The following is a 20,479-nucleotide window of genomic DNA, read 5'->3' as shown; positions in this document are numbered from 1 at the left end:
GCGGCGGTGCGAGAATCGGAGCATGAAGCTCGAGCACGCGTACGCGATCGACCTGCAGTGGACCGGCAACCGCGGGACGGGCACCAGCGGTTACAAGGACTACGGGCGCGACCACGTCGTGAGCGCCGAGGGCAAGCTCCCGATCGAGGGGTCGGCGGACCGCGTGTTCTTCGGCGACCGCGACCGCTGGAACCCGGAGGAGCTGCTCCTTTCGGCGCTCGCGCAGTGCCACATGCTGAGCTATCTCGCCGAAGCGGCGGGCGCCGGAGTCGTCGTCGTGGGCTACACCGACGCCGCGACGGGCACCATGCAGCAGACGGGAAACGGCGGCGGACACTTCACCGAGGTGACGCTGCACCCGCGGGTGACGATCGCCGATCCCGCTCAGGCCGAGCTGGCCGCGTCCCTGCACCGCCCCGCCTCCGAGAAGTGCTTCATCGCCGCGAGCGTGAACTTCCCCGTGCACCACGTCCCCGAAACCCTCACCCTCGCCTGACTCCGATCCTGCTCTCCAGCTCCGCCGTCGAGAGCCCCACCGTCGAGTCCGCAAACTGTGCACACGACACGCGGGTGTGCCGTGCGAAATATGCGGACTCGACGGCGGGGGGTGAGGGGAGCGACGGAAGGGACGGGGAGGGTCAGGCGCGGCCGAAGCGCGGAGCGGCGGAGGGCGCCGGGACGGACGGGGCCGGCGTGACGGACTGCGGCGGCTCGGCGGCCGCCCAGCGCTGGATCGCGGCGCGCCAGCGGTCGTCGCGCGTGAGCGGCGGCGGCTGTACGACGCCCGAGTCGCGCTGCGCCCGCAGCAGGGCCTCCTCGCGCTGGCGTTCGGCGAGTTCGGAGACGGAGATGGACCAGAAGAACAGCGGATGCATGATAACCACCTATCTGCGTTGACAGGTTACAGGCTACCGTAACTCTCTATTGAGTTACAATGGTTACATGCGTACGAATGCTCCCGAGCTCGGAGCCGACCTGCTGGTCGACTTCCTCAACACGCTCGACGTGGAGGACGACATCGACCAGCTGGCCGACGACGAGGGTCACCGCCGCTGGGCGTCCGAGCACGGCCTCGAACCGGGGGACCGCGCGACCACCCAGCAGGCTCGGGATGCACTCCGCGCGATCGTCGACGGAGACTCATCCCCTGCGGCACTTCCGGCTCTCGCGCTTCCCGTCGATGTCGCGCCGGGCGCGGTGGGACTGAGCCCCCGCACCGCGGCGGACGCGGCCGTCGCCAGCGCTCTGGTCCTCAGCATCCAGGGCAAGCTCGGCCGCGTGAAGCTCTGCGGGGGAGAGGACTGCCGTTGGGCGTTTTACGACGCGTCCAGGAACGGCTCCCGGCAGTGGTGCAGCATGGAGGTGTGCGGCAACCGCCAGAAAGCACGCACGTACCGCTCGAAGGAGCGCGACGGCTCCTGACCGTCGCTACAGCCGCTCAGGACGCAGCGCCCGCTTGACCCGCTCGACCGTGCTCGCGGGCGGCGCCTCGTTGTAGGCGTTGGCGAGCTCCTGCCCGGTCAGCTCGTGGATGGCCGCCATGATCGCATCCGTCGCCTGACGTCGTGCCCGCCCGGACTCCGCCGGACCGAAGTGCGACACGTCGATGGGCGTGCCGAAGGTCACGGTGATGCGGTGCGGCTTGGGGAATCGGGCCCCGACCGGCTGCATCTGGTCGGTGCCGATCAGCCCGACCGGGACGACGACGGCGCCCGTGGTCAGGGCCAGCCAGCCGATCCCGGTGCGGCCGCGGTACAGCCGGCCGTCGAGCGACCGGGTGCCCTCGGGATAGAGCGCGAACGCCGCACCCGTGTCGATGATCTTGCGGGACTGGTCGAGCGCCTCCTGGGCGGCCGCACCGGCGCCGCGCTTCACGCCGACGGCGCCGATCGCCGTGAAGAAGGCGCGGGAGACGCGTCCCTTCAGTCCGGTGCCCTCGAAGTAGCTGGACTTCGCCAGGAACTGCACGCGCCGCGGAGCCGTCATCGGGATGACGACCGAGTCGATGAACGAGAGGTGGTTGCTGGCGAGGATCACCGGTCCCTGCTTGGGGACGTTGCGCTTGCCGATCACGCGCGGCCGGTAGACCAGCTTCAGCAGCGGCGCCATCAGGACGCGGCCGAGGAAGTACAGTGCGCCGGGCCTCTTCACCTCGGCGGCACCATCGTCGGGCTCGTCGATGCTCACCTATCGAGATTAAGCGCGGTCGTATGCCGACGACGGCATGCGGTCGTGTGCGGGCGCTGCGGCATCCCGCTCACGGCTCGAGCGGGTTCTTCTCGGGACAGCCGAAGCCGGCGGTGTACACCAGGCAGGCCTCGACGATGCCGGTGTAGCGCACGGCCAGGGGGCTTCCGAACCACGCCGTGTAGATGCGCGAGAAGTTGAGGTTGCCGTAGGCGGCGCACGCCCCGCCGTCGCCGCCGAACGACGTCTTCAGCGTCTGCGCGTTCGGCTGGTACGGCGTGTAGTTGTACAGGTTCGCGGTGGCCTGGTTCAGGATGTTCACGCTGCTCGCGCCGCACGTCGCATCCGGGTGGTACTGGATGCGATTGCCGCCGACCTTGTACCGCCAGTCGCCGGGGTGCACCGTGTACTCCCGGAACTGCCACGCCGCCCGGTAGACCTGGTTGAAGAACCCGAAGTAGCGGGCGTCGCACTCGGCGGTGTCGGGGCAGGCGTACCCGGTGGCCTTCTGGTAGCCGGATGCGCTGGGCGCAGTGAGCAGCGACTGCTCCTTCTGCAGCAGCACGAGGAGCACGCGGGGGCTGATCGTGCAGGCCTTCGCGACCCGCGCGATGATGCTGCTGGCCCGCTCGTTCGAGCGCGCAGGCATCGCCGTGCACCGGTCCTTCGAGGCCTTCTGCGCGGGCGCATCCATCCGGAAGTCCGCAAGGCACGGCGAGTCGTCCTTCGGGCGGCAGGTGCGGTCGTCGAGGAACGACTGGATCTGTCCGGCCGTCATGGCGTCCGGGTTGTAGAAGCTGTCATCGCTGATGATGTAGCCGGGATAGAACGGCGTCGGCGGCTCGGCGACCGCTGCGGTGGGCACGAGCGCGAGTGCCGCCGCCGCAGCGGACGCCGCGGCGATCAGACGCAGGCGAGGGAGCCGCAACGCTTGTTCCTAGCGCGAGGTGGAGAGGATGTCGATGACGAAGACGATCGTGTCGGTGCCCGTGATGTCGCCGTTTCCCGCGGCACCGTAGCCGTCGGCGGGCGGGATCACCGCGAGCACCTGGGAGCCGACCTTCTGGCCCTCGAGCGCCTTCGTGAAGCCGGCGATCACTCCCGTGGTCTGGAACGAGGTGGGTTCTCCGCGGCTCCAGCTGGAGTCGAACATCTGGCCGTTGCGCCACAGGACGCCCTTGTACTGCACGGAGACCGTGTCGCCCTTCTGCACCGTCTCTCCGTCGCCCTCCTTGAGGAGGGCGATTTTCGTCTCCTTCGGCGGGTCGGACTTCGGGATGGTGATGCTCGGCTCGCCGGTCTTGGCGTTCAGCTTGACCGTGGGGAGGCCCGGGGTCGGCGCCACGGGCTTGCCGGTCGCGCGCGTGGCGGGCGCGGGCGGGACGCTGCGGACGTCGGTGACGATGACGACCGGGTCCTTCTGCTTGACCCCCAGCTGTCCGTATGCCTGGCCGAAGGCCCCCTCTGCGGTGGTGGTGAGCACTGCGCGGGATCCGACCGGGAGGCATTCAGCTGCCCGCACGAAGCCGGGCAGGAACGCCTTCTCGTCGATTTTCGCGGTCACGGGTGCGCTCGTGCCGTAGCCCTCGGACGGTGCGATCGGCTTGCCCGTCGTGCCGTTGTACGCGGCGAGGCCCAGTCCGACGGTCTGGCCGGCCGTGGTCTTCTCACCCTTCCCGGTGATGACCACGGTGCGCTCGGTGTCCGTGACCTTCAGAGGCGTCGAGAACTCGACCTTCGGGTCCGCCCCGAACTCGCCGCTCACTTTCACCGACTTCGACGTCGCCCCCGACTTCACGTTCTGACAGGCGTTCGCCGCCGGGGTCGCGCTCGAGGTCGGTTCGGACGAGCTGCTGCATGCCGCGAGTCCGGCGACGAGGAGGGCCGCGGTCGCGGACGCGGTCAGGGCCTTGAGAGAGGTACGCACGGTCGTCCATCCTGCCCTATCCGCCTCCGCCGTACCTGACAGCAGGTCATGGGTCCGCTGGATGCGCCACCTACGATGGAGGACATGACCCGCGAATTCTCCGTGCCCCAGTCCCGCCATCTCGTCACCGAGCTGCCCGGCCCGCGGTCGGTCGAACTGCAGCAGCGCCGGGTCGCCGCGGTGAGTCGTGGGGCAGGCACGCTCGCCAACATCTACATGGAGTCCGGCTCCGGCGCGATCCTGGTGGACGTCGACGGCAACCGGCTCATCGACCTCGGCTGCGGTATCGGCGTGACGACGATCGGCCACGCGCATCCCGCTATCGCTGCTGCCGCCGCCGAGCAGGCCGCGAAGCTGACCCACACGCTCTTCACCGTGACGCCGTACGAGAACTACGTCGCTGTCGCCGAGAAGCTGGCCGAGATCACGCCCGGGGACTTCGAGAAGCACAGCATCCTCGTCAACTCGGGCGCGGAGGCGGTCGAGAACGCCGTGAAGATCGCCCGCAAGTACACCGGCCGTCGTGCCATCGCGACCCTCGACCACGCCTTCCACGGCCGCACGAACCTGACCATGGCGATGACGTATCGCCCCTGGCCGGAGCGCGCGGGGATGGGGCCGTTCCCCGGCGAGATCTACAGCCTCCCGATCAGCTACCCCTTCCGCGACCCCGAGGGGATGACGGGCGAGGAGGCCGCGGAGCGCACGATCGACTACGTCCGCACCCACATCGGTGCGACCGAGCTGGCCGCCCTGTTCGTCGAGCCGATCCAGGGCGACGGCGGCATCATCATCCCGGCGCCCGGCTACTTCGCCCGCCTGGCCGAGTTCTGTGCCGAGAACGGCATCGTCTTCGTCGCGGACGAGATCCAGGCCGGAATCGGCCGCACCGGCACGTGGTACTCGATCGAGCACCACGGCGTCGTGCCCGACCTGGTCACCAGCGCCAAAGGCATCGCGGGCGGCTTCCCGCTGGCTGCCGTCACCGGCCGCGCCGAGATCATGGATGCGGTCCAGCCCGGCGGAATCGGCGGCACCTTCGGCGGCAACCCGGTGTCCACCGCTGCAGCCCTCGCGGTGTTCCAGGCGTTCGAGGACGAGGACCTCCTTGGTGAGGCCCGCCGCGTCGAGAAGGCGCTGTGGGCGCGGATCGGCGACTGGGCCGAGCGCTTCCCCGTCGTCGGCGAGGTGCGCGGGAAGGGCGCGATGTTCGGCATCGAGCTCGTCGTCCCCGGAACGAAGAAGCCCAACCCGGAGGCCCTCACCTCGGTGCTCGGCCACGCGACCCGCAACGGCGTGATCCCGCTCGACGCGGGCAGCTGGGACAGCGTGCTGCGTCTGCTCCCGTCGGTCGTCATCAGCGAGGAGCTCATCGACGACGCCGCGACGGTGCTCGAGGAGGCGCTCGGCCGCCTCGGCTGAGTTCGCAGGACGTCTCCGCTCGTCTCGACGCCGGGGAGGATATCCGCGCGCCGAGCGCCCGCGGAACCTCCGTTCGGGGCATTCGCGCGGAGTGTCGCGCGTCCCAACCTCCCTTCCGCCCGCCGTCGGGCGCGGCGACGCTCGGCGGCGTCGCCCTCTGGCGATGGACGAAAAGGGAGGCGGATTGGCGTGACACGCCGGTCGCGTGCGAAGAACGGAGGAGTTCGAGTCGTGGCGGGGGCGTGCATCCTCCGTTCGCACGAGCGGCGGCCCGACGGATGCGGCACACGCCGCCGCGACGTCGCGTGCGTACGATGTCCCTCGTGCGCAGAGTCATCATCCTCGGGTCCACCGGTTCGATCGGGACGCAGGCGCTCGACGTCGTCGCGGCCAACCCGGACCGGTTCCGAGTCGTCGGGCTGAGCGCCGGGCGCAACGCGGAGGAACTCGCGGCGCAGGCGGAGCGGTTCGGCGTGGTCGACACCGCCCTGGGCGCCGATGACTCCGAGCTGCTGGTGCGCTCGGTGGAGGCGGATGTCGTCCTGAACGGCATCACCGGCTCCGTCGGGCTCGGGCCGACCCTCGCGGCGCTGGAGGTCGGCGCGATGCTGGCGCTCGCCAATAAGGAGTCGCTGATCGTCGGCGGGGGACTGGTGAAGCGCGCGGCAGCGCCCGGCCAGATCGTCCCGGTCGACTCCGAGCACTCCGCCATCGCGCAGGCGCTGCGTTCCGGCACGCGCGAGGAAGTGCGGCGGCTCGTGCTCACGGCGTCCGGCGGCCCGTTCCGGGGACGGTCGCGCGACTCGCTGCGCGACGTCACTCCGCAGCAGGCGCTCGCGCATCCCACCTGGGACATGGGACTCGTGGTCACCACGAACTCCTCGACGCTCGTCAACAAGGGCCTCGAAGTGATCGAGGCGCATCTGCTGTTCGACGTGCCCTACGACCGGATCGACGTGACGGTGCACCCGCAGTCCGTCATCCACTCGATGGTGGAGTTCGTCGACGGCTCGACGATCGCGCAGGCGTCGCCGCCCGACATGCGCCTCCCCATCTCGCTCGGGCTCGGCTGGCCCGACCGGGTGCCCGACGTCGGCGCGCCGCTCGACTGGACCGCGGCGCACACCTGGACGTTCGAGCCGCTCGACGACGACGTCTTCCCCGCCGTATCGCTGGCGAAGCGTGTCGGACTGCAGGGCGGGACGTATCCCGCCGTGTTCAACGCAGCGAACGAGCAGGCGGTCGCCGCATTCCACGCCGGCGCGATCGGCTACCTCGACATCCTCGGCACGGTGGAGCGGGTCGTGGACGCGCACGTGCCCTCCGGCGAGCTGACGCGCGAGTCCCTCGTCGAAGCGGAGGGATGGGCGCGCCGCAAGGCCGACCAGCTCATCGACCGGAGATAATCGATCGACCGCACGTCGTCTCCGGGGGGAATTTATGCGCAGGGTGGCCACGCTCATCGTCAGTATCGCCGTCCTGCTGAGCACGGCGGCGTGCGCCGGAGCGCCGGGTTCCGGCTCGACCGCGACGGGCAGCCCCGCCGCCTCCACCGCAGGTTCGACGGCGCCGACGGTGGAGCCGATCACCGCCATCGTCGTCCTTGCCGACGGCGTTCGCTTCCAGGCGGGCGCGACGGTGCGTGAGACGGTCGCCTACGACGCCCCCGCCGACGTGGCCCTCGCCGCCATCGCCGACGCGCTGGGAGCGCAGAGCGGCTCGGAGGAGCACGAGGCCACGAACCACAGCGCTGCCAGCACGGAATACCGGTTCGGCGACGGAGTGGCGGTCTTCGAGCCCCACTACGGCGCGGGCGTGACGACAGACGCGACGATCCGGCCCGTGTGGTGGATCGCGGTCGAGACGGCGGAGGTCGGGAACGTGCGCATCAGCGCCGAGGGCGGAGTCGCCGTCGGCTCGTCGGTCGACGCCATCGCCGGCTGGAACGACCCCGACCGGATGGGGACCTCCACTACGAGTGCGGGCACGCAGGCCGAACTGCTCGTCGTCGCCGCTCCCGGCTCGCAGCTCGTCCCCACGGCCTCGGCCGCAGCCTATGGCGTGCTCGCCATCGCCGACCCGTATCCCGGCCCGATCACGATGCTGGTCGCGCCGTCACAACACGGAGGCGCCTGAGCGGTCAGAGGCGCCGGAGCGGACATAGCGGTCACCGAGGCGCCTCGCGGCCACTTCCAAGGCGCACCCCAGTACCCTGAACCCGTGGATTCCGTGCTCCTGTTCGCGCTGGGCGTCGTCATCATCCTGATCGGCGTCGCTCTGTCGATCGCTCTGCACGAGATCGGCCACCTCGTTCCGGCCAAGCTGTTCGGCGTCAAGGTGACGCAGTACATGATCGGCTTCGGTAAGACGCTGTTCTCGTTCCGTCGCGGCGAGACGGAGTACGGCGTGAAGGCCATCCCGCTCGGCGGCTACATCTCGATGATCGGGATGTTCCCTCCGGGCAAGGAGGGCGGCCGTGGCCGCAATGCGACCACCGGGTTCATGCAGCAGATGGTCCAGGATGCGCGCGTCGCGAGCTCGGAGACTGTCGCCGTCGGCGAGGAGGAGCGCACCTTCTACCGGCTGCCGGTCTGGAAGCGCATCGTCATCATGTTCGGCGGTCCGTTCATGAACCTCGTGATCGGCGTCGTGCTGTTCGGCGTGCTGCTGATGGGGTTCGGCGCGCCGCAGAGCTCGACGACGCTCGCGACCGTCAGCCAGTGCGTGCTGCCCGCGGGGAGCACCGCCAAGACGTGCCCGGACGACGCACCGCAAGGCCCGGCGGCGGCCGCCGGACTGAAGCCCGGCGACACGATCGTCAGCATCGACGGCCAGAAGATCAGCAGCTGGGACCAGTCCACGGCGATCATCCGCGAGTCGGCGGGCCGCACCCTCACCGTCGTGCTCAGCCGCGATGGCGAGGAGCGGACCGTCCAGCTGACGCCGGTCGTCAACAAGGTGGCCAAGACGGATGCGAACGGCGCCGTCGTGAAGGACGCCGCGGGCGGCATCGAGACGCTGACCGTGGGGTTCGTCGGCATCGGCCCGGTGGCGAAGCTCGTGCCGCAGCCGATCACGGCCGTGCTCCCGGCGGTCGGAGCGCAGACCGGCGCCGTCTTCAACGTCTTCCTCCATCTGCCGCAGCGCATGGTCGACGTCTGGAACGCCGCCTTCGGCTCCGCCGAGCGCGACCCGAACGGCCCCATCAGCGTGGTCGGGATCGGCCGGGCGGCGGGCGAGCTGACGGCCCTGGACGGCGTCCCCGTGGTCGACAAGGTCTACACGATGATCGGGATGCTGGCGTCGCTGAACATCGCGCTGTTCGTCTTCAACCTGGTGCCGCTGCTGCCGCTCGACGGCGGTCACATCGCCGGAGCGCTCTGGGAGGGTCTGCGGCGCACGTTCGCGAAGATCTTCCGCCGCCGCGATCCCGGACCGGTGGACATGGCGAAGCTCATGCCGCTCACCTTCGCGGTCGTCATCGTGCTCGGCGGGATGAGCGTCCTGCTGATGTACGCGGACATCGTGAAGCCCGTGAACCTCTTCGGCTGACGTCCAGCCCCCTCCCACCGTGCCGCGTAGGATTGAGCCCGTGGCAGCAATCAATCTGGGGATGCCCAAGGTCCCCGAAACCCTCGCACCCCGTCGCAAGTCCCGCCAGATCCGCGTCGGCAAAGTCCTGGTCGGCGGCGACGCCCCGATCAGCGTCCAGTCGATGACCACGACGCCGACGACCAACATCAACGCCACGCTGCAGCAGATCGCCGAGCTCACGGCGTCCGGCTGCGACATCGTACGCGTCGCGGTTCCGAGCCGCGACGACGCCGAGGCGCTGCCGATCATCGCCAAGAAGAGCCAGATCCCGGTCATCGCCGACATCCACTTCCAGCCGAACTACGTGTACGCGGCCATCGACGCCGGGTGCGCGGCGGTCCGGGTGAACCCGGGCAACATCCGCAAGTTCGACGACCAGGTGGGAGAGATCGCCCGCCGCGCGAAGGCCGCGGACGTCTCGCTGCGCATCGGCGTGAACGCCGGGTCGCTCGACCGCCGCCTGCTCGAGAAGTACGGAAAGGCGACCCCCGAGGCGCTCGTCGAGTCGGCCGTCTGGGAGGCGAGCCTGTTCGAAGAGCACGACTTCCACGACTTCAAGATCTCGGTCAAGCACAACGACCCGATCGTCATGGTGAAGGCGTACCGGATGCTCGCCGAGCGCGGCGACTGGCCCCTGCACCTGGGTGTCACCGAGGCCGGCCCGGCGTTCCAGGGCACCATCAAGTCGGCGACCGCGTTCGGCATCCTGCTCGGCGAGGGCATCGGCGACACGATCCGCGTCTCGCTCTCGGCGCCTCCGGCCGAGGAGGTCAAGGTGGGCCTGCAGATCCTCCAGTCGCTCAACCTCCGCGAGCGGAAGCTCGAGATCGTGTCGTGCCCCAGCTGCGGTCGCGCCCAGGTCGATGTCTACTCGCTCGCCGACAGCGTCACCGAGGGTCTGCAGGGCATGAGCGTTCCGCTCCGCGTCGCCGTCATGGGCTGCGTCGTGAACGGTCCGGGCGAGGCCCGCGAGGCCGACCTCGGCGTCGCCAGCGGCAACGGCAAGGGCCAGATCTTCGTCAAGGGCGAGGTCATCAAGACCGTCCCCGAGTCGGAGATCGTCGCGACGCTCATCGCCGAGGCGAACCGTCTCGCCGAGGAGATGGAGGACCGCCCATCGGGCGAGCCCACCGTCAGCGTCGGCGCGCACTGACCTCTGCCGGCCGGTTGCCCGTCAACCGGCGGGCGTAGCGTCCGGCTCTTCACGGTCGGACGTGTCCGGGACCGGCTGTGCCGCATCCACCGGCTCGAAGTGGATGCGGCCGCTCGGGATGTCTGCGGCGACCACCCGCAGACGTACGCGGTCACCGGGCTGTACGCCGTCCCAGCGCGCGACGGACGCGGTGACGGCCGGGTCGTCGAGCTGCACGAGCACGGTGCCGTTTCGGACGGCGAGCACGGTGGTGTCGAGCACCGCTCCGATGCGTGAGCTGAGGAGGGCCGCCTCCACGCGATCCACGGCCCCCGCGTCGAGTTGTGCTGCGAGCCGGTTCGAGGCACCCATGACCGACGGCAGCTCGCCGAGCGACGACCGCGCCCAGTCGGGCACCGGCCGCCCGGCGCACAACGCCTCGCAGACGACGAGGCCCCAGCGGTCGACGAGCCGGCGCAGCGGTGCCGTGACATGGGCGTACGGGGCGGCGATCGCCGACTGCTGCGGGTCGGCCGGTGGCTCGCCGTCGAGGACGACATAGCCCGCTCCGCGGAACAGGGCCGTCGCGGCCTGAAGCACGGCGGCCGCGTGCGGCTGCGCCCGGTCGAGCGAGCGCAGGTACTCGCCGTACGGAACGCCCTCCGCCCACGGCTGCCCGAGGGCGATCGTCTGGGCGCGGAACGCGGCGAACGCCTCGGGCGACGGCGCGGGCATCGTGCGCAGGATGCCGACCCGGCCCTCCAGCATCAGCGCAGCCGCCGCCATCCCGGTCAGCAGCGAGAGCTGGGCGTTCCACTCCTCGACCGGGAGCGTGGCGCGTCGCTGGAGGGTGTAGGCGCCGTCGCGGAAGACGATCTCCTCGTCCGGCGTGTTGAGGCTCGCTCCGCCGCGCTCCCGCTCGCACGCGATGCGGAGCGGCCCGACCTCGCTGAGCAGCGCCAGCTCCTCCGGTGCCGAGCCGTCGTCGATGGCAGCCTGCGCCTCTTCGTAGCTCCACTGGCGGCGCGACCGGATGCGGGCGCGCGACACGTGCGCCGAGACCTCGTGACCGCTCCCATCGAGGGCGATGTCCCAGACGTACGCGCCGCGCACGACATCCGGGAGCAGCGACCCGGCGTCCTCGCCGATCGCCGCCGGGTGCAGCGGCACCCGTCCGTCCGGCGCGTACAGGGTCTGACCGCGGCGACGCGCCTCGGCATCCACCTCGCCGTCCGGCCGCACCAGGGCCGGCACGTCGGCGATCGCGTAGAGCACGCGGAATCCATCGGCAGTGCGGGCGAGGTGGAGCGCCTGGTCGAGGTCGGTCGATCCGGCCGGATCGATGGTGAGGAACGGCACGTCGGTGAGGTCGGCCTCCGGGAGGGGGTGCGCGGCGGCGACAGAGCGAGCCTCGGCCTCGACCGGCGCGGGGAAGCCGTCCGGGAGGCCGAGCTCGTGCCGGAAGGCCGCGAGCGAGGCGGCGAGGGGAGCGGCGGAGGCGGAATCGACGACGCGGGTCCGGCGGTCGGGCATGCCCCCACCGTAGTCTCCACGCGCGTGCGGGCTATCGCGTGCCCTCTAACATGGAACGGTGCCTACACGCTTGAGCAACTACTTCCTCCGCACCCTCCGAGAAGACCCCTCCGACGCCGAGGTCACCAGCCACCGCCTGCTGGTCCGCGCCGGGTACATCCGCCGCCAGGCGCCGGGGATCTTCGCGTGGCTGCCGCTGGGGTTGCGCGTGAAGGAGAAGATCGAGCGGATCATCCGCGAGGAGATGGCTGCCGCGGGGGCGCACGAGGTGCACTTCCCCGCGCTGCTGCCCCGTGAGCCTTACGAGGCCACCGGCCGCTGGGAGGAGTACGGCGACGGCATCTTCCGGCTCAAAGACCGGAAGGACGCCGACTACCTGCTGGCTCCGACCCACGAAGAGGTCTTCACGCTGCTGGTGAAGGACCTCTATTCGTCCTACAAGGACCTCCCGCTCACGATCTTCCAGATCCAGGACAAGTACCGCGACGAGGCACGTCCGCGGGCCGGCCTCCTGCGCGGGCGCGAGTTCACGATGAAGGACGCCTACTCGTTCGACTACACCGACGCGGGCCTCGACACGAGTTACATGGCGCAGCGCGACGCCTACGAGCGCATCTTCACGCGGCTCGGGCTCTCGTACGTCATCGTCCAGGCGGATGCCGGGGCGATGGGAGGCTCGCGGTCGGAGGAGTTCCTGCACCCGACCGTTGTCGGAGAAGACACGTTCGTGCGCTCGCCCGGCGGCTACTCGGCGAATGTCGAGGCGTTCACCACGCTCGCGCCGCCCGCGCGTTCGTACGAGAAGCTGACGCCGCAGGAGGTGCTGGACACCCCCGGGACGCCGACCATCCAGTCGCTGGTCGAGCTCGCCAACGAGAAGCACCCGCGGCCCGACGGCCGTTCGTGGACGGCCGCCGACACCCTGAAGAACGTTGTGCTCGCGCTGACGCACCTCGACGGCACGCGCGACCTGGTGGTCGTCGGACTGCCCGGCGACCGCGAGGTCGACATGAAGCGCGCGGAGGTGGCCTTCGCGCCCGCCGAGGTCGAGGCCGCGACGGACGAGGACTTCGCCAAGCACCCCGGCCTCGTGAAGGGGTACATCGGACCGTGGTCCCCTGAGGGGCCCGTGCTCGGCGAGGAGTCGGCGACCGGCATCCGCTACGTCGTCGATCCGCGCGTGGTCGACGGCTCCGGCTGGATCACGGGTGCGAACATCGAGGGCAAGCACGTCTTCGGTCTCGTCGCGGGCCGCGACTTCGGCTGGGACGGCGTCGTCGAGGCCGCCGAGGTCAAGGCGGGCGATCCCGCACCGGACGGATCCGGGCCGGTCGAGCTCGCCCGCGGCATGGAGATCGGCCACGTCTTCCAGCTCGGCCGCAAGTACGCGGAGGCCCTCGGGCTCAAAGTGCTCGACGAGAACGGCAAGCTCGTCACCGTCACCATGGGCTCCTACGGCATCGGCGTGACGCGCATCCTCGCGATCATCGCGGAGGAGAACAACGACGACCGCGGTCTCGTCTGGCCGGAGTCGGTCTCGCCGTTCGACGTGCACGTGGTGGCGGCCGGACGTGAGCAGGTCGCCTATGACGTGGCGGAGGAGGTCGTCGCCCAGCTGGAGGATGCCCGCCTCGATGTGCTCTACGACGACCGCCCCAAGGTCTCGCCCGGTGTGAAGTTCGGCGACGCCGAGCTGATCGGCATCCCGCGCGTCCTCGTCGTCGGCCGCGGCGCCGCCGACGGCGAGGTCGAGTTGTGGGACCGCCGCAACGGCGACCGCCGCACGTTGCCCATCGCGGAGGCCGTGGCGGAGCTCACGGCGTAGCCGGCGAGGAGCTCAGCCGGTCGACGCGTCGTCGCCGGCGATCTCCACGTGGATGCGGCGGAGATCCTCCACCAGGGAGCCGATCAGCACCCAGTGCCGCGGGTCGGGCGTCGCGACCGTCAGGGGAGCGGTGAGCGCCGGGATGCCGGCCGTCTCCGTCCCCGGCTCGACGATGGGTTCGTCGGGGTCGCGCGCCAGCAGCCGGAGGTCGTGGGCAGCGCGATCGAGCTCGTCGGCGATCGCGTGGATGGTCGGCTCGCCCGCGAGGCTGTCGTCGTAGTGGTCGTGGTAGGCCCGCGTCATCCCGAGCGTGCGGTTGATCAACGGTCGCAGCCGGTCGGAGAGCTCCTGGTCGTGCTGCAGGAAGACGCGATGCTTCCGCTGCCGCGGGTTCAGCGACAGGCTCTCGTCGGCCGCGGTCAACGCCGCCTGTGCCTTGGTCTCCATCGGGCGGAGCAGCCGCGCCTCGATGAGCAGCGCATCCAGCTCGCCACGGGTGTGCTTCGTGGTCAGGGCGTCCGCCAAGCGCTCGAGAGTCGAGGCGGTCTCGCGGCCCAGGGCCATCACGGCCTGACGCGCGGGCGCCGTCAGCACCGGCGGCACGATGGCCACGTTGACGACGACGCCGATGACGGCGCCGATCACCGTCTCCACGATGCGGGCGAGCGCGTACTCCGGGTCGGATGCGCCGATCGCCAGCACCAGCATCGCCGTGATCGGCACCTGGTTCGCCGTCCCCGGCGTCAGGCGCAGCGCCCAGGCCAGGAGGACCGACACGACGACCGCGAGCAGCACGATCCAGCTGTTCGTCCCGAAGGCCAGGCCGATCAGGTAGGCGATCACGACGCCGACGATCACGCCGATGGAGCGCTCGATCGCGCGCCCGACGGACTGGTTGACGCTCGGCTGCACGACCAGCAGCGCAGCGATGGTCGCGAAGATCGGCAGCTCGCCGTGCACGAAGATGCTCGCCACCGCCCAGGCCAAGATCATGGCGACGGCGGTCTTCACCACCTGCAGGAACGGCGCGCGGGTCGAGGTGCGGATGGTGGCGGGAATCGCGATCCCCGCCGGGAGCCGGCTTCCGGATGATCTGGTGCGTGCCACCCCTCAACGCTACCCGGCGGCGTACGACGCGTACGCGCGTGCAGACCGCTGGAGATGGGCCTCGCGAGCGGCGCTCAGCGCGGCGAACGGCAGGGGGGTGACACGGCCGCCTTCGCGACGCCAGGTCCCGACGACCCGTCCTCCGGCCACGATGATCGGCTGGAAGATGCCGTTGTTGCCCGGCACGATCAGCTCCCAGTGGTCGTCGTCGAGGATGGGCGAGCGGTCCTGGTAGCCGAGCAGGTACTCGTCGAAGCCGGGCAGCAGGTGCACGGCATCCCTCTCGCCGCGGGTCGGGGGAGTGGACGCTGCGCGGTCGGCCAGCTCGGCGGTCAGCAGGTATTCCACCCCGTCGACCTCGAGGGTCGTCAGGGCATCCCCCAGCACCGCACGCGCCGTCTTGGCGCCCGCGACCGTCCCCTTCGTCCACCACACGAAGTCCTTCACCGTCGCCGGACCGTGGCCCTGGAGGTAGCGGAGGAGGAACTGCGCGATGGCTTCGTCGGGTTCGAGCGCGGGAGGTGCCGGCGCCCACTCGTCGAGCAGCACCAGCGCCTGCGTCGGGTTCCCGTTGCCGGCGCGGACGACGGGACCCCAGCACAGCAGCCCGGTCTGAGCGAGGTAGTAGATGAGGTGGTAGCCGCGCTGGCCCGCGGTCGCGATGCCCGCGTCCTCCCACAGCTGCATCGCCTCGGCTCGACCGATACTCCTGCCGCCCGTCAACGCCCCGGTGACGACGTCGGCCGCTCGGGCGAAGTCGGCTGCGGTCAGGTCGAGCTGCTGCTGACGCCGCGCGAGACCGGCCACCATGCGGTCCATGGTGACCGAGAGCATCCAGCACAGGTCTTCCGGTGGCACGAAGTGCAGCGTCCCGCGCATGGGCCACGACCGGATGACGGTGCCGGCATCGAGCGCGGCCAGCACGTCACTCTGGGTCGCGCCGGTGGTCCGGAGCGCGAGCGCCCAACAGCCCGCGGCGAAGTCCTGACCCTGGAGGGCCAGCATGCGCCGTGCGACGGAGCTCACGTCCGGCTCGCGCGGACCGTCGATCGCGTGGGCGAGCCGGCGGAGGCGGAGCAGGTCGGAGCGGCTGGCAGGCATGGCAGTCAGCTTGCCAGGCACCGCCGACGCGCGCATCCCGGGCGGGGCGCACCGCGGCGAGCAGGCCGGGCCGGGACGGCTAACGCAGGAGGCCGAGCTCGGTCAGCTGCTCGCTGAGGCCGGCGCCGTCCGGCGCGTACACCCACGGCGTGCCGGACAACTCCGCGTGCTTGTCTGCTTTGGAGCGGCCACCGGCGAGCACCGCCTCGCCGCTGGAGAGCTGCCGGATGGCGACAGCGGCGACGTTCTCCGGATGCTCGGTCGTGAAGTCACCGTAGAGGTCCTCGTCGTGCTGGCCGTCGTCGCCGATGAGCAGCCACTTGAGCCCCGGGAACTCCTCTGCCAGACGATCGAGGCTCGTCCGCTTGTGCTCGCGACCGCTGCGGAACCAGCGGTCGTGCGTCGGGCCCCAGTCCGTCAGGAGCAGCGGACCGGCGGGGAAGAGGTTGCGGTTCAGGAACCGGGTGAGGGTCGGCGCGACGTTCCAGGCCCCCGTCGAGAGGTAGATGACGGGCGCGCCCGGGTGGGATGCGGAAAGCCGCTCCAGGAGGACCGCCATGCCCGGCGTGGGAACGCGCGCGTGCTCGTCCAGCACGAAGGTGTTCCACGCTGCGAGCAGGGGGCGGGGGAGTGCCGTCACCATCACCGTGTCGTCGACATCGGAGATGATGCCGAAGGTCGCCTTCGGGTCGACGATGAACACCGGGGCCTCGAACACGCGCGCCGACTCGGAGGTCGAGAGTTTGATCGTGTGCCAGCCCGGTGCGAGCTGTACGGGGACCACCGTGTCGATGACCCCGCCGCGATCGGTGACGACCTCGTGCCGGTCGCCCTCGATCTCGACCGTCACCGTCGTCTCCGCCAGAGGCACGCTGATGAACGACCTCCAGCCGCGGACCGACTCCTCGCGCTTGCGGTGCAGCCGCTCGGCGCGGCTTCCGGGCCGCGGGTCCTTGGCGAGGACGACGCGGCCGAGGATACGCACCCAGCTGGGCGAGCCGTAGCCGGTGTACGGGACCACAGTCGCGAGGAATCCGCGCTTGCGGGCGCGTCGAGCACGGAACTCGTGGAACGCGTCCTCGATGCGCGCGGCACGGTGCATGATCGGCTCGACCGCGGCGCCGCGACGGGCGACGGAGTCGCCGGAGACGTGCTCGGGGCGCGATTCGGGGGAGGGCATCTGAGTCATTTTCTCATGGAGTGAACGTGCACACGAATGCATCCCCCAGATCTGGGGGACATTTCTGCGGCGCGTCGAAGGGTATTCCCCAGCGGAAGTGAGGTTTCCCCGAATATGATCCCGGTAGTGCGACGGTGATCCCGTCGCCGGGCTGGGGACCCGCACCACCACCTTGTTCGAGAGAAAGAAGGAGCCGCCCTCGTGCCCATCAACGATCTGGTCGCCGGTCAGAACACCGTCGGAGCGCCGCTCGTGCGCACGGAACCGATCCAGGAGCGCAGCGCAGCGCGCATCGACGCCCTCCTGGACGCCGCCGCCGAAGTGGTCGACGAGATCGGCTTCGATCGGCTCACCACCGCGATGGTGGCCGAACGCGCCGGCGCGTCCATCGGGACCGTGTACCGCTATTTCCCTGACCGCATCGTCCTGCTGCAGGCGCTGCGCGACCGCGCGCTGCTGCGGTACCGCCGCTCGGTCGTCGAGGCGATCGACGCCCAGTCGCCCGAGCACTGGTGGAACGCCGTGGAGTGCGCGATCGACGCGTTCGTCGACATGTTCCGCACCGAGAGCGGCTTCCGCATCATCCGCTTCTCGGGCGCCGAGCGCGCGGGCGCGGGCGATGAGGACGTCGCCCAGGACACCGGGTTCGCCAACCAGTTCGCGCAGATCCTCGCCGACGAGTACGGGCTGCCGGCCGGAGAAGATCTGGCGTTCCGCCTCCAGGTCGTCGTCGAGATCATGGACTCCCTGATCACGCGCGCTTTCGTGGAAGACCCGAACGGCGACGAGCGCTACATCGCCGAGGCCAGGACGGTCGCCCGCGAGTACCTGGAGCGTCGGTTCGGCCCCGAGTCCTGACTCCGTAGCGGTTCTGCTGGATTCCCGTCCGGCGGGAATGTCGGTGGTCGGTGGCAAGTTGCCATCCACACCGGCGCGCGTTCCGAACAAGGAACGAACGCGCCGGACGGCCGTGACACCGACAGAAGGGGGGCCGGCAGTGCGACCGACCCTGAATGCCACAATTCGACGCATTCCATTGCGCAATCGGCCAGACGCTGTTTGGCTGGGTGGGATGGCCGCACCAGCTTCCGCATCCCGCGACACGGATATCGCAGCGCCCCCGGCGACGGGAGCCCGCTCGTGATCGAGTTCCGTGATGTCACGAAGCGTTTCCCGGACGGGACGTTGGCCGTCGACGACTTCTCGCTGGTGATCCCGTCGCGCAAGATCACCGTCCTCGTCGGTTCGTCCGGCAGCGGCAAGACGACGATCCTCCGCATGATCAACCGGATGGTCGATCCGACCTCCGGGCAGATCGAGATCGACGGCGAGGATGTGCTCTCGCTCAAGCCCGTCGCCCTGCGTCGCTCGATCGGCTACGTGATGCAGAACTCCGGGCTGCTGCCGCACCGCAAGGTCGTCGACAACATCGCCACCGTCCCGCTGCTCAAGGGCGTGAAGAAGAAGGATGCCCGGGAGCGCGCACTCGAGCTGATGGACACCGTGGGGCTCGAGCGTTCGCTCGCCGACCGGTACCCGAGTCAGCTGTCCGGTGGTCAGCAGCAGCGCGTCGGCGTCGCCCGCGGCCTCGCGGTCGACCCGAACATCCTGCTGATGGACGAGCCGTTCGGCGCCGTCGACCCGATCGTCCGCGACGATCTGCAGAACGAGCTGCTCCGGCTGCAGCGCGATCTCGACAAGACGGTCGTGTTCGTCACCCACGACATCGACGAGGCCTTCAAGCTCGGCGACCAGGTCGTCATCTTCCGGAAGGGCGGCATCGTCGCGCAGAAGGGGACGCCCGCCGAGATCTTGGCCGACCCGGCCGACGAGTTCGTCGCGTCTTTCGTCGGCGCCGACCGCGGACGCCGGGCACTCCACGTCGAGGAGACAGCGACCGGTTCGGTGCTCGTCGACAGCGACGGCCGTGCAGCGGGCGTCCTTTCCGGCTCGCCGCGTGGCGCAGCCGTTCCCTCCGAGGCAAAGGCCGCGACCGTCTCGGTCGCGGGTGCTCCGGCGCAGGGTGAGGACGCGTCGTGAGCTTCTTGTGGTCGAATCTCGGCCAGGTCTGGAATCTCACGGTCACCCACGTGTGGCTCGCCGCGCTCCCGATCGTCATCGGGTTCGTGGTGTCGCTGCCCATCGGCTGGGTCGCGAACCGCTTTCGCTGGAGCCGCGGCGTGCTGCTGACGATCGGCGGCATCCTCTACACGATCCCGTCGCTTCCGCTCTTCTTCGCGATGCCCGCGCTGATCGGCACCCAGATCCTGTCGCCGCTCAACGTCGTGGTGGCGCTGAGCATCTACGCGCTCGCGCTGATGGTGCGCACGACCGCCGACGCGCTGGGCTCTGTGCCCGGTGACGTGCTGCAGTCGGCGACCGCCGTCGGGTTCTCGGCCTGGCGCCGCTTCTGGTCCGTCGAGCTCCCGCTGGCCGGTCCGGTACTGCTCGCGGGCCTCCGGGTGGTGTCGGTCAGCACGGTCAGCCTCGTGAGCGTCGGAGCGCTTCTGGGCGTCCCGAACCTCGGCTACCTGTTCACGGACGGCCTCAACCGTTCGTACACTGAGGAGGTCCTGGTCGGCATCATCCTCATCATGGTGGTGGCGCTCGTCTTCGACTTGATCCTCGTGGGACTCGGGCGCGTGCTGCTGCCCTGGACCCGATCCAGCCGGCGAGCCGGCCGCCTCAGCAGGCGGGCGGCGATGAGGGCGGTGACCGGCGCGTGACCGACATCCTCGCCGCCTTCGGGTGGATCGGCGACCCGGCCAACTGGGCCGGACCGAGCGGCATTCCCGCGCGCCTGGGCGAGCACATCGTCTACTCGCTGCTCACCCTGCTGCTCGCGGCGATCATCGCCCTGCCGATCGGTTTCGCGATCGGTCACTCCGGCCGTTTCCGCGGGCTCGCGGTGGGCGTATCGGGTGCGCTGCGCGCGCTTCCGACGCTGGGCCTGGTCATCTACCTGGCGCTGCTGACGACCAACCTGACCATCGTCCCTCCGCTGATCGCGCTGACGATCCTCGCGATCCCGCCGATCCTGGCCGGCGCGTACTCCGGCCTCGAATCGGTCGACCGCGCCCCCATCGACGCCGCCCGCGCGATCGGGATGACCGGCTGGCAGGTGTTCACGAAGGTCGAGCTGCCGCTGTCCCTGCCGCTCGTGATCGGCGGCATCCGCTCCGGCGGACTGCAGGTGATCGCCACCTGGACCGTTGCGGCCATCCTGCCGGTCGGCGGCCTCGGCCGATTCCTGTTCGACGGCATCGCGGTGCAGAACTATCCGGAGATCCTGGGCGGCTCCATCATCGTGGTCGTCCTCGCCCTCGTCTCGGACGGCCTGTTCGCCATCGTCCAGCGTCTTGTCGTGCCCCGCGGCGTCACCGCCGGTCGCGTCCGCGACAGCGCCGAAGGGGGCCGCTCCACCGCCCGCCCGGTGCCGGAAGGCGCCCCCACGACCTGAACCCGTCCTGT

20 protein-coding genes are annotated in these 20,479 nt (G+C 70.3%); 12 read left to right on the top strand and 8 right to left on the bottom strand.

The features are described 5' to 3' along the window. The first annotated feature begins 22 nt into the window (after positions 1-22). Positions 23-496 carry an OsmC family protein gene (locus ACF1AJ_RS04630; protein WP_391506307.1) on the top strand — a complete coding sequence of 158 codons (474 nt, stop codon included), beginning with the start codon at positions 23-25 and terminating at the stop codon, positions 494-496. Between the two features lie 142 nt (positions 497-638). Here the strand turns inward: ACF1AJ_RS04630 and ACF1AJ_RS04625 are convergent, their stop codons facing one another. After that, positions 639-875 (bottom strand): hypothetical protein, encoded by a 237-nt coding sequence (locus ACF1AJ_RS04625; protein ID WP_391506306.1) that lies wholly within the window; start codon positions 873-875, stop codon positions 639-641. Positions 876-942: 67 nt separating this feature from the next. Here ACF1AJ_RS04625 and ACF1AJ_RS04620 point away from each other — a divergent pair, with 67 nt between their 5' ends. Further along, on the top strand, positions 943-1,422 hold the full coding sequence (locus ACF1AJ_RS04620; protein ID WP_391506305.1) for a CGNR zinc finger domain-containing protein: 480 nt from the start codon (positions 943-945) through the stop codon (positions 1,420-1,422). A 6-nt stretch (positions 1,423-1,428) separates the two neighbouring features. Here ACF1AJ_RS04620 and ACF1AJ_RS04615 read toward each other — a convergent pair whose 3' ends face one another. The 3 genes from ACF1AJ_RS04615 to ACF1AJ_RS04605 form a co-directional block, all read right to left on the bottom strand. Then, positions 1,429-2,187 (bottom strand): lysophospholipid acyltransferase family protein, encoded by a 759-nt coding sequence (locus ACF1AJ_RS04615; RefSeq protein ID WP_391506304.1) that lies wholly within the window; start codon positions 2,185-2,187, stop codon positions 1,429-1,431. A gap of 70 nt (positions 2,188-2,257) precedes the next feature. Continuing rightward, positions 2,258-3,115, bottom strand: a complete 858-nt coding sequence (locus tag ACF1AJ_RS04610; protein WP_391506303.1) for a hypothetical protein — start codon at positions 3,113-3,115, stop codon at positions 2,258-2,260. Between the two features lie 9 nt (positions 3,116-3,124). Beyond that, the gene (locus tag ACF1AJ_RS04605) at positions 3,125-4,114 is read right to left on the bottom strand and encodes an FKBP-type peptidyl-prolyl cis-trans isomerase (RefSeq protein ID WP_391506301.1); all 990 of its coding nucleotides are present in this window, start codon (positions 4,112-4,114) and stop codon (positions 3,125-3,127) included. Between the two features lie 75 nt (positions 4,115-4,189). Between ACF1AJ_RS04605 and ACF1AJ_RS04600 the strand changes: the two genes are divergently transcribed. The 5 genes from ACF1AJ_RS04600 (at position 4,190) to ispG (ending at position 10,283) form a co-directional block, all read left to right on the top strand. Further along, positions 4,190-5,536 (top strand): aminotransferase class III-fold pyridoxal phosphate-dependent enzyme, encoded by a 1,347-nt coding sequence (locus ACF1AJ_RS04600; protein WP_391506300.1) that lies wholly within the window; start codon positions 4,190-4,192, stop codon positions 5,534-5,536. A 314-nt stretch (positions 5,537-5,850) separates the two neighbouring features. Continuing rightward, positions 5,851-6,942, top strand: a complete 1,092-nt coding sequence (locus ACF1AJ_RS04595) for a 1-deoxy-D-xylulose-5-phosphate reductoisomerase (RefSeq protein ID WP_391506299.1) — start codon at positions 5,851-5,853, stop codon at positions 6,940-6,942. Between the two features lie 43 nt (positions 6,943-6,985). Beyond that, positions 6,986-7,672: a hypothetical protein gene (locus tag ACF1AJ_RS04590; RefSeq protein ID WP_391506298.1), complete on the top strand. Its 687-nt coding sequence runs from the start codon at positions 6,986-6,988 to the stop codon at positions 7,670-7,672. 93 nt (positions 7,673-7,765) lie between these two features. After that, entirely contained in the window at positions 7,766-9,088 is a 1,323-nt protein-coding gene (locus tag ACF1AJ_RS04585; protein ID WP_391507437.1) for a M50 family metallopeptidase, read from the top strand. A gap of 61 nt (positions 9,089-9,149) precedes the next feature. Then, complete coding sequence (gene ispG, locus ACF1AJ_RS04580) at positions 9,150-10,283, top strand: flavodoxin-dependent (E)-4-hydroxy-3-methylbut-2-enyl-diphosphate synthase (protein ID WP_391507436.1); 1,134 nt, start codon at positions 9,150-9,152, stop codon at positions 10,281-10,283. 21 nt (positions 10,284-10,304) lie between these two features. Here ispG and ACF1AJ_RS04575 read toward each other — a convergent pair whose 3' ends face one another. Further along, positions 10,305-11,795 (bottom strand): RNB domain-containing ribonuclease, encoded by a 1,491-nt coding sequence (locus ACF1AJ_RS04575; protein ID WP_391506297.1) that lies wholly within the window; start codon positions 11,793-11,795, stop codon positions 10,305-10,307. A gap of 58 nt (positions 11,796-11,853) precedes the next feature. Here ACF1AJ_RS04575 and ACF1AJ_RS04570 point away from each other — a divergent pair, with 58 nt between their 5' ends. Then, positions 11,854-13,620: a proline--tRNA ligase gene (locus ACF1AJ_RS04570; protein ID WP_391506296.1), complete on the top strand. Its 1,767-nt coding sequence runs from the start codon at positions 11,854-11,856 to the stop codon at positions 13,618-13,620. Positions 13,621-13,632: 12 nt separating this feature from the next. On the opposite strand, the gene ACF1AJ_RS04565 is transcribed toward ACF1AJ_RS04570, so the two are convergent. The 3 genes from ACF1AJ_RS04565 to ACF1AJ_RS04555 all read right to left on the bottom strand — a co-directional run bounded on the left by ACF1AJ_RS04565 (position 13,633) and on the right by ACF1AJ_RS04555 (position 17,008). Beyond that, on the bottom strand, positions 13,633-14,727 hold the full coding sequence (locus tag ACF1AJ_RS04565; RefSeq protein ID WP_391506295.1) for an aromatic acid exporter family protein: 1,095 nt from the start codon (positions 14,725-14,727) through the stop codon (positions 13,633-13,635). Positions 14,728-14,736: 9 nt separating this feature from the next. Continuing rightward, the gene (locus ACF1AJ_RS04560; RefSeq protein ID WP_391506294.1) at positions 14,737-15,828 is read right to left on the bottom strand and encodes a winged helix DNA-binding domain-containing protein; all 1,092 of its coding nucleotides are present in this window, start codon (positions 15,826-15,828) and stop codon (positions 14,737-14,739) included. Between the two features lie 79 nt (positions 15,829-15,907). Continuing rightward, complete coding sequence (locus ACF1AJ_RS04555) at positions 15,908-17,008, bottom strand: App1 family protein (RefSeq protein ID WP_391506293.1); 1,101 nt, start codon at positions 17,006-17,008, stop codon at positions 15,908-15,910. A 201-nt stretch (positions 17,009-17,209) separates the two neighbouring features. Between ACF1AJ_RS04555 and ACF1AJ_RS04550 the strand changes: the two genes are divergently transcribed. From ACF1AJ_RS04550 to ACF1AJ_RS04535, 4 genes are all read left to right on the top strand, one after another. After that, positions 17,210-17,866 (top strand): TetR/AcrR family transcriptional regulator, encoded by a 657-nt coding sequence (locus ACF1AJ_RS04550; protein ID WP_391506292.1) that lies wholly within the window; start codon positions 17,210-17,212, stop codon positions 17,864-17,866. Positions 17,867-18,148: 282 nt separating this feature from the next. Then, on the top strand, positions 18,149-19,048 hold the full coding sequence (locus tag ACF1AJ_RS04545; protein WP_309859303.1) for an ATP-binding cassette domain-containing protein: 900 nt from the start codon (positions 18,149-18,151) through the stop codon (positions 19,046-19,048). Then, the gene (locus tag ACF1AJ_RS04540) at positions 19,045-19,734 is read left to right on the top strand and encodes an ABC transporter permease (RefSeq protein WP_391506291.1); all 690 of its coding nucleotides are present in this window, start codon (positions 19,045-19,047) and stop codon (positions 19,732-19,734) included. The genes ACF1AJ_RS04545 and ACF1AJ_RS04540 overlap by 4 nt, the downstream gene beginning before the upstream one ends. After that, positions 19,731-20,468: an ABC transporter permease gene (locus tag ACF1AJ_RS04535; protein ID WP_391506290.1), complete on the top strand. Its 738-nt coding sequence runs from the start codon at positions 19,731-19,733 to the stop codon at positions 20,466-20,468. Before ACF1AJ_RS04540 ends, ACF1AJ_RS04535 begins: the two co-directional genes overlap by 4 nt. Positions 20,469-20,479 lie beyond the last annotated feature (11 nt).

Source organism: Leifsonia sp. NPDC014704, assembly GCF_043083605.1.
Lineage (GTDB): Bacteria > Actinomycetota > Actinomycetes > Actinomycetales > Microbacteriaceae > Leifsonia.
Note: the sequence above shows the minus strand (reverse complement) of the source record. Positions and strands in the feature narration are given on the sequence as shown.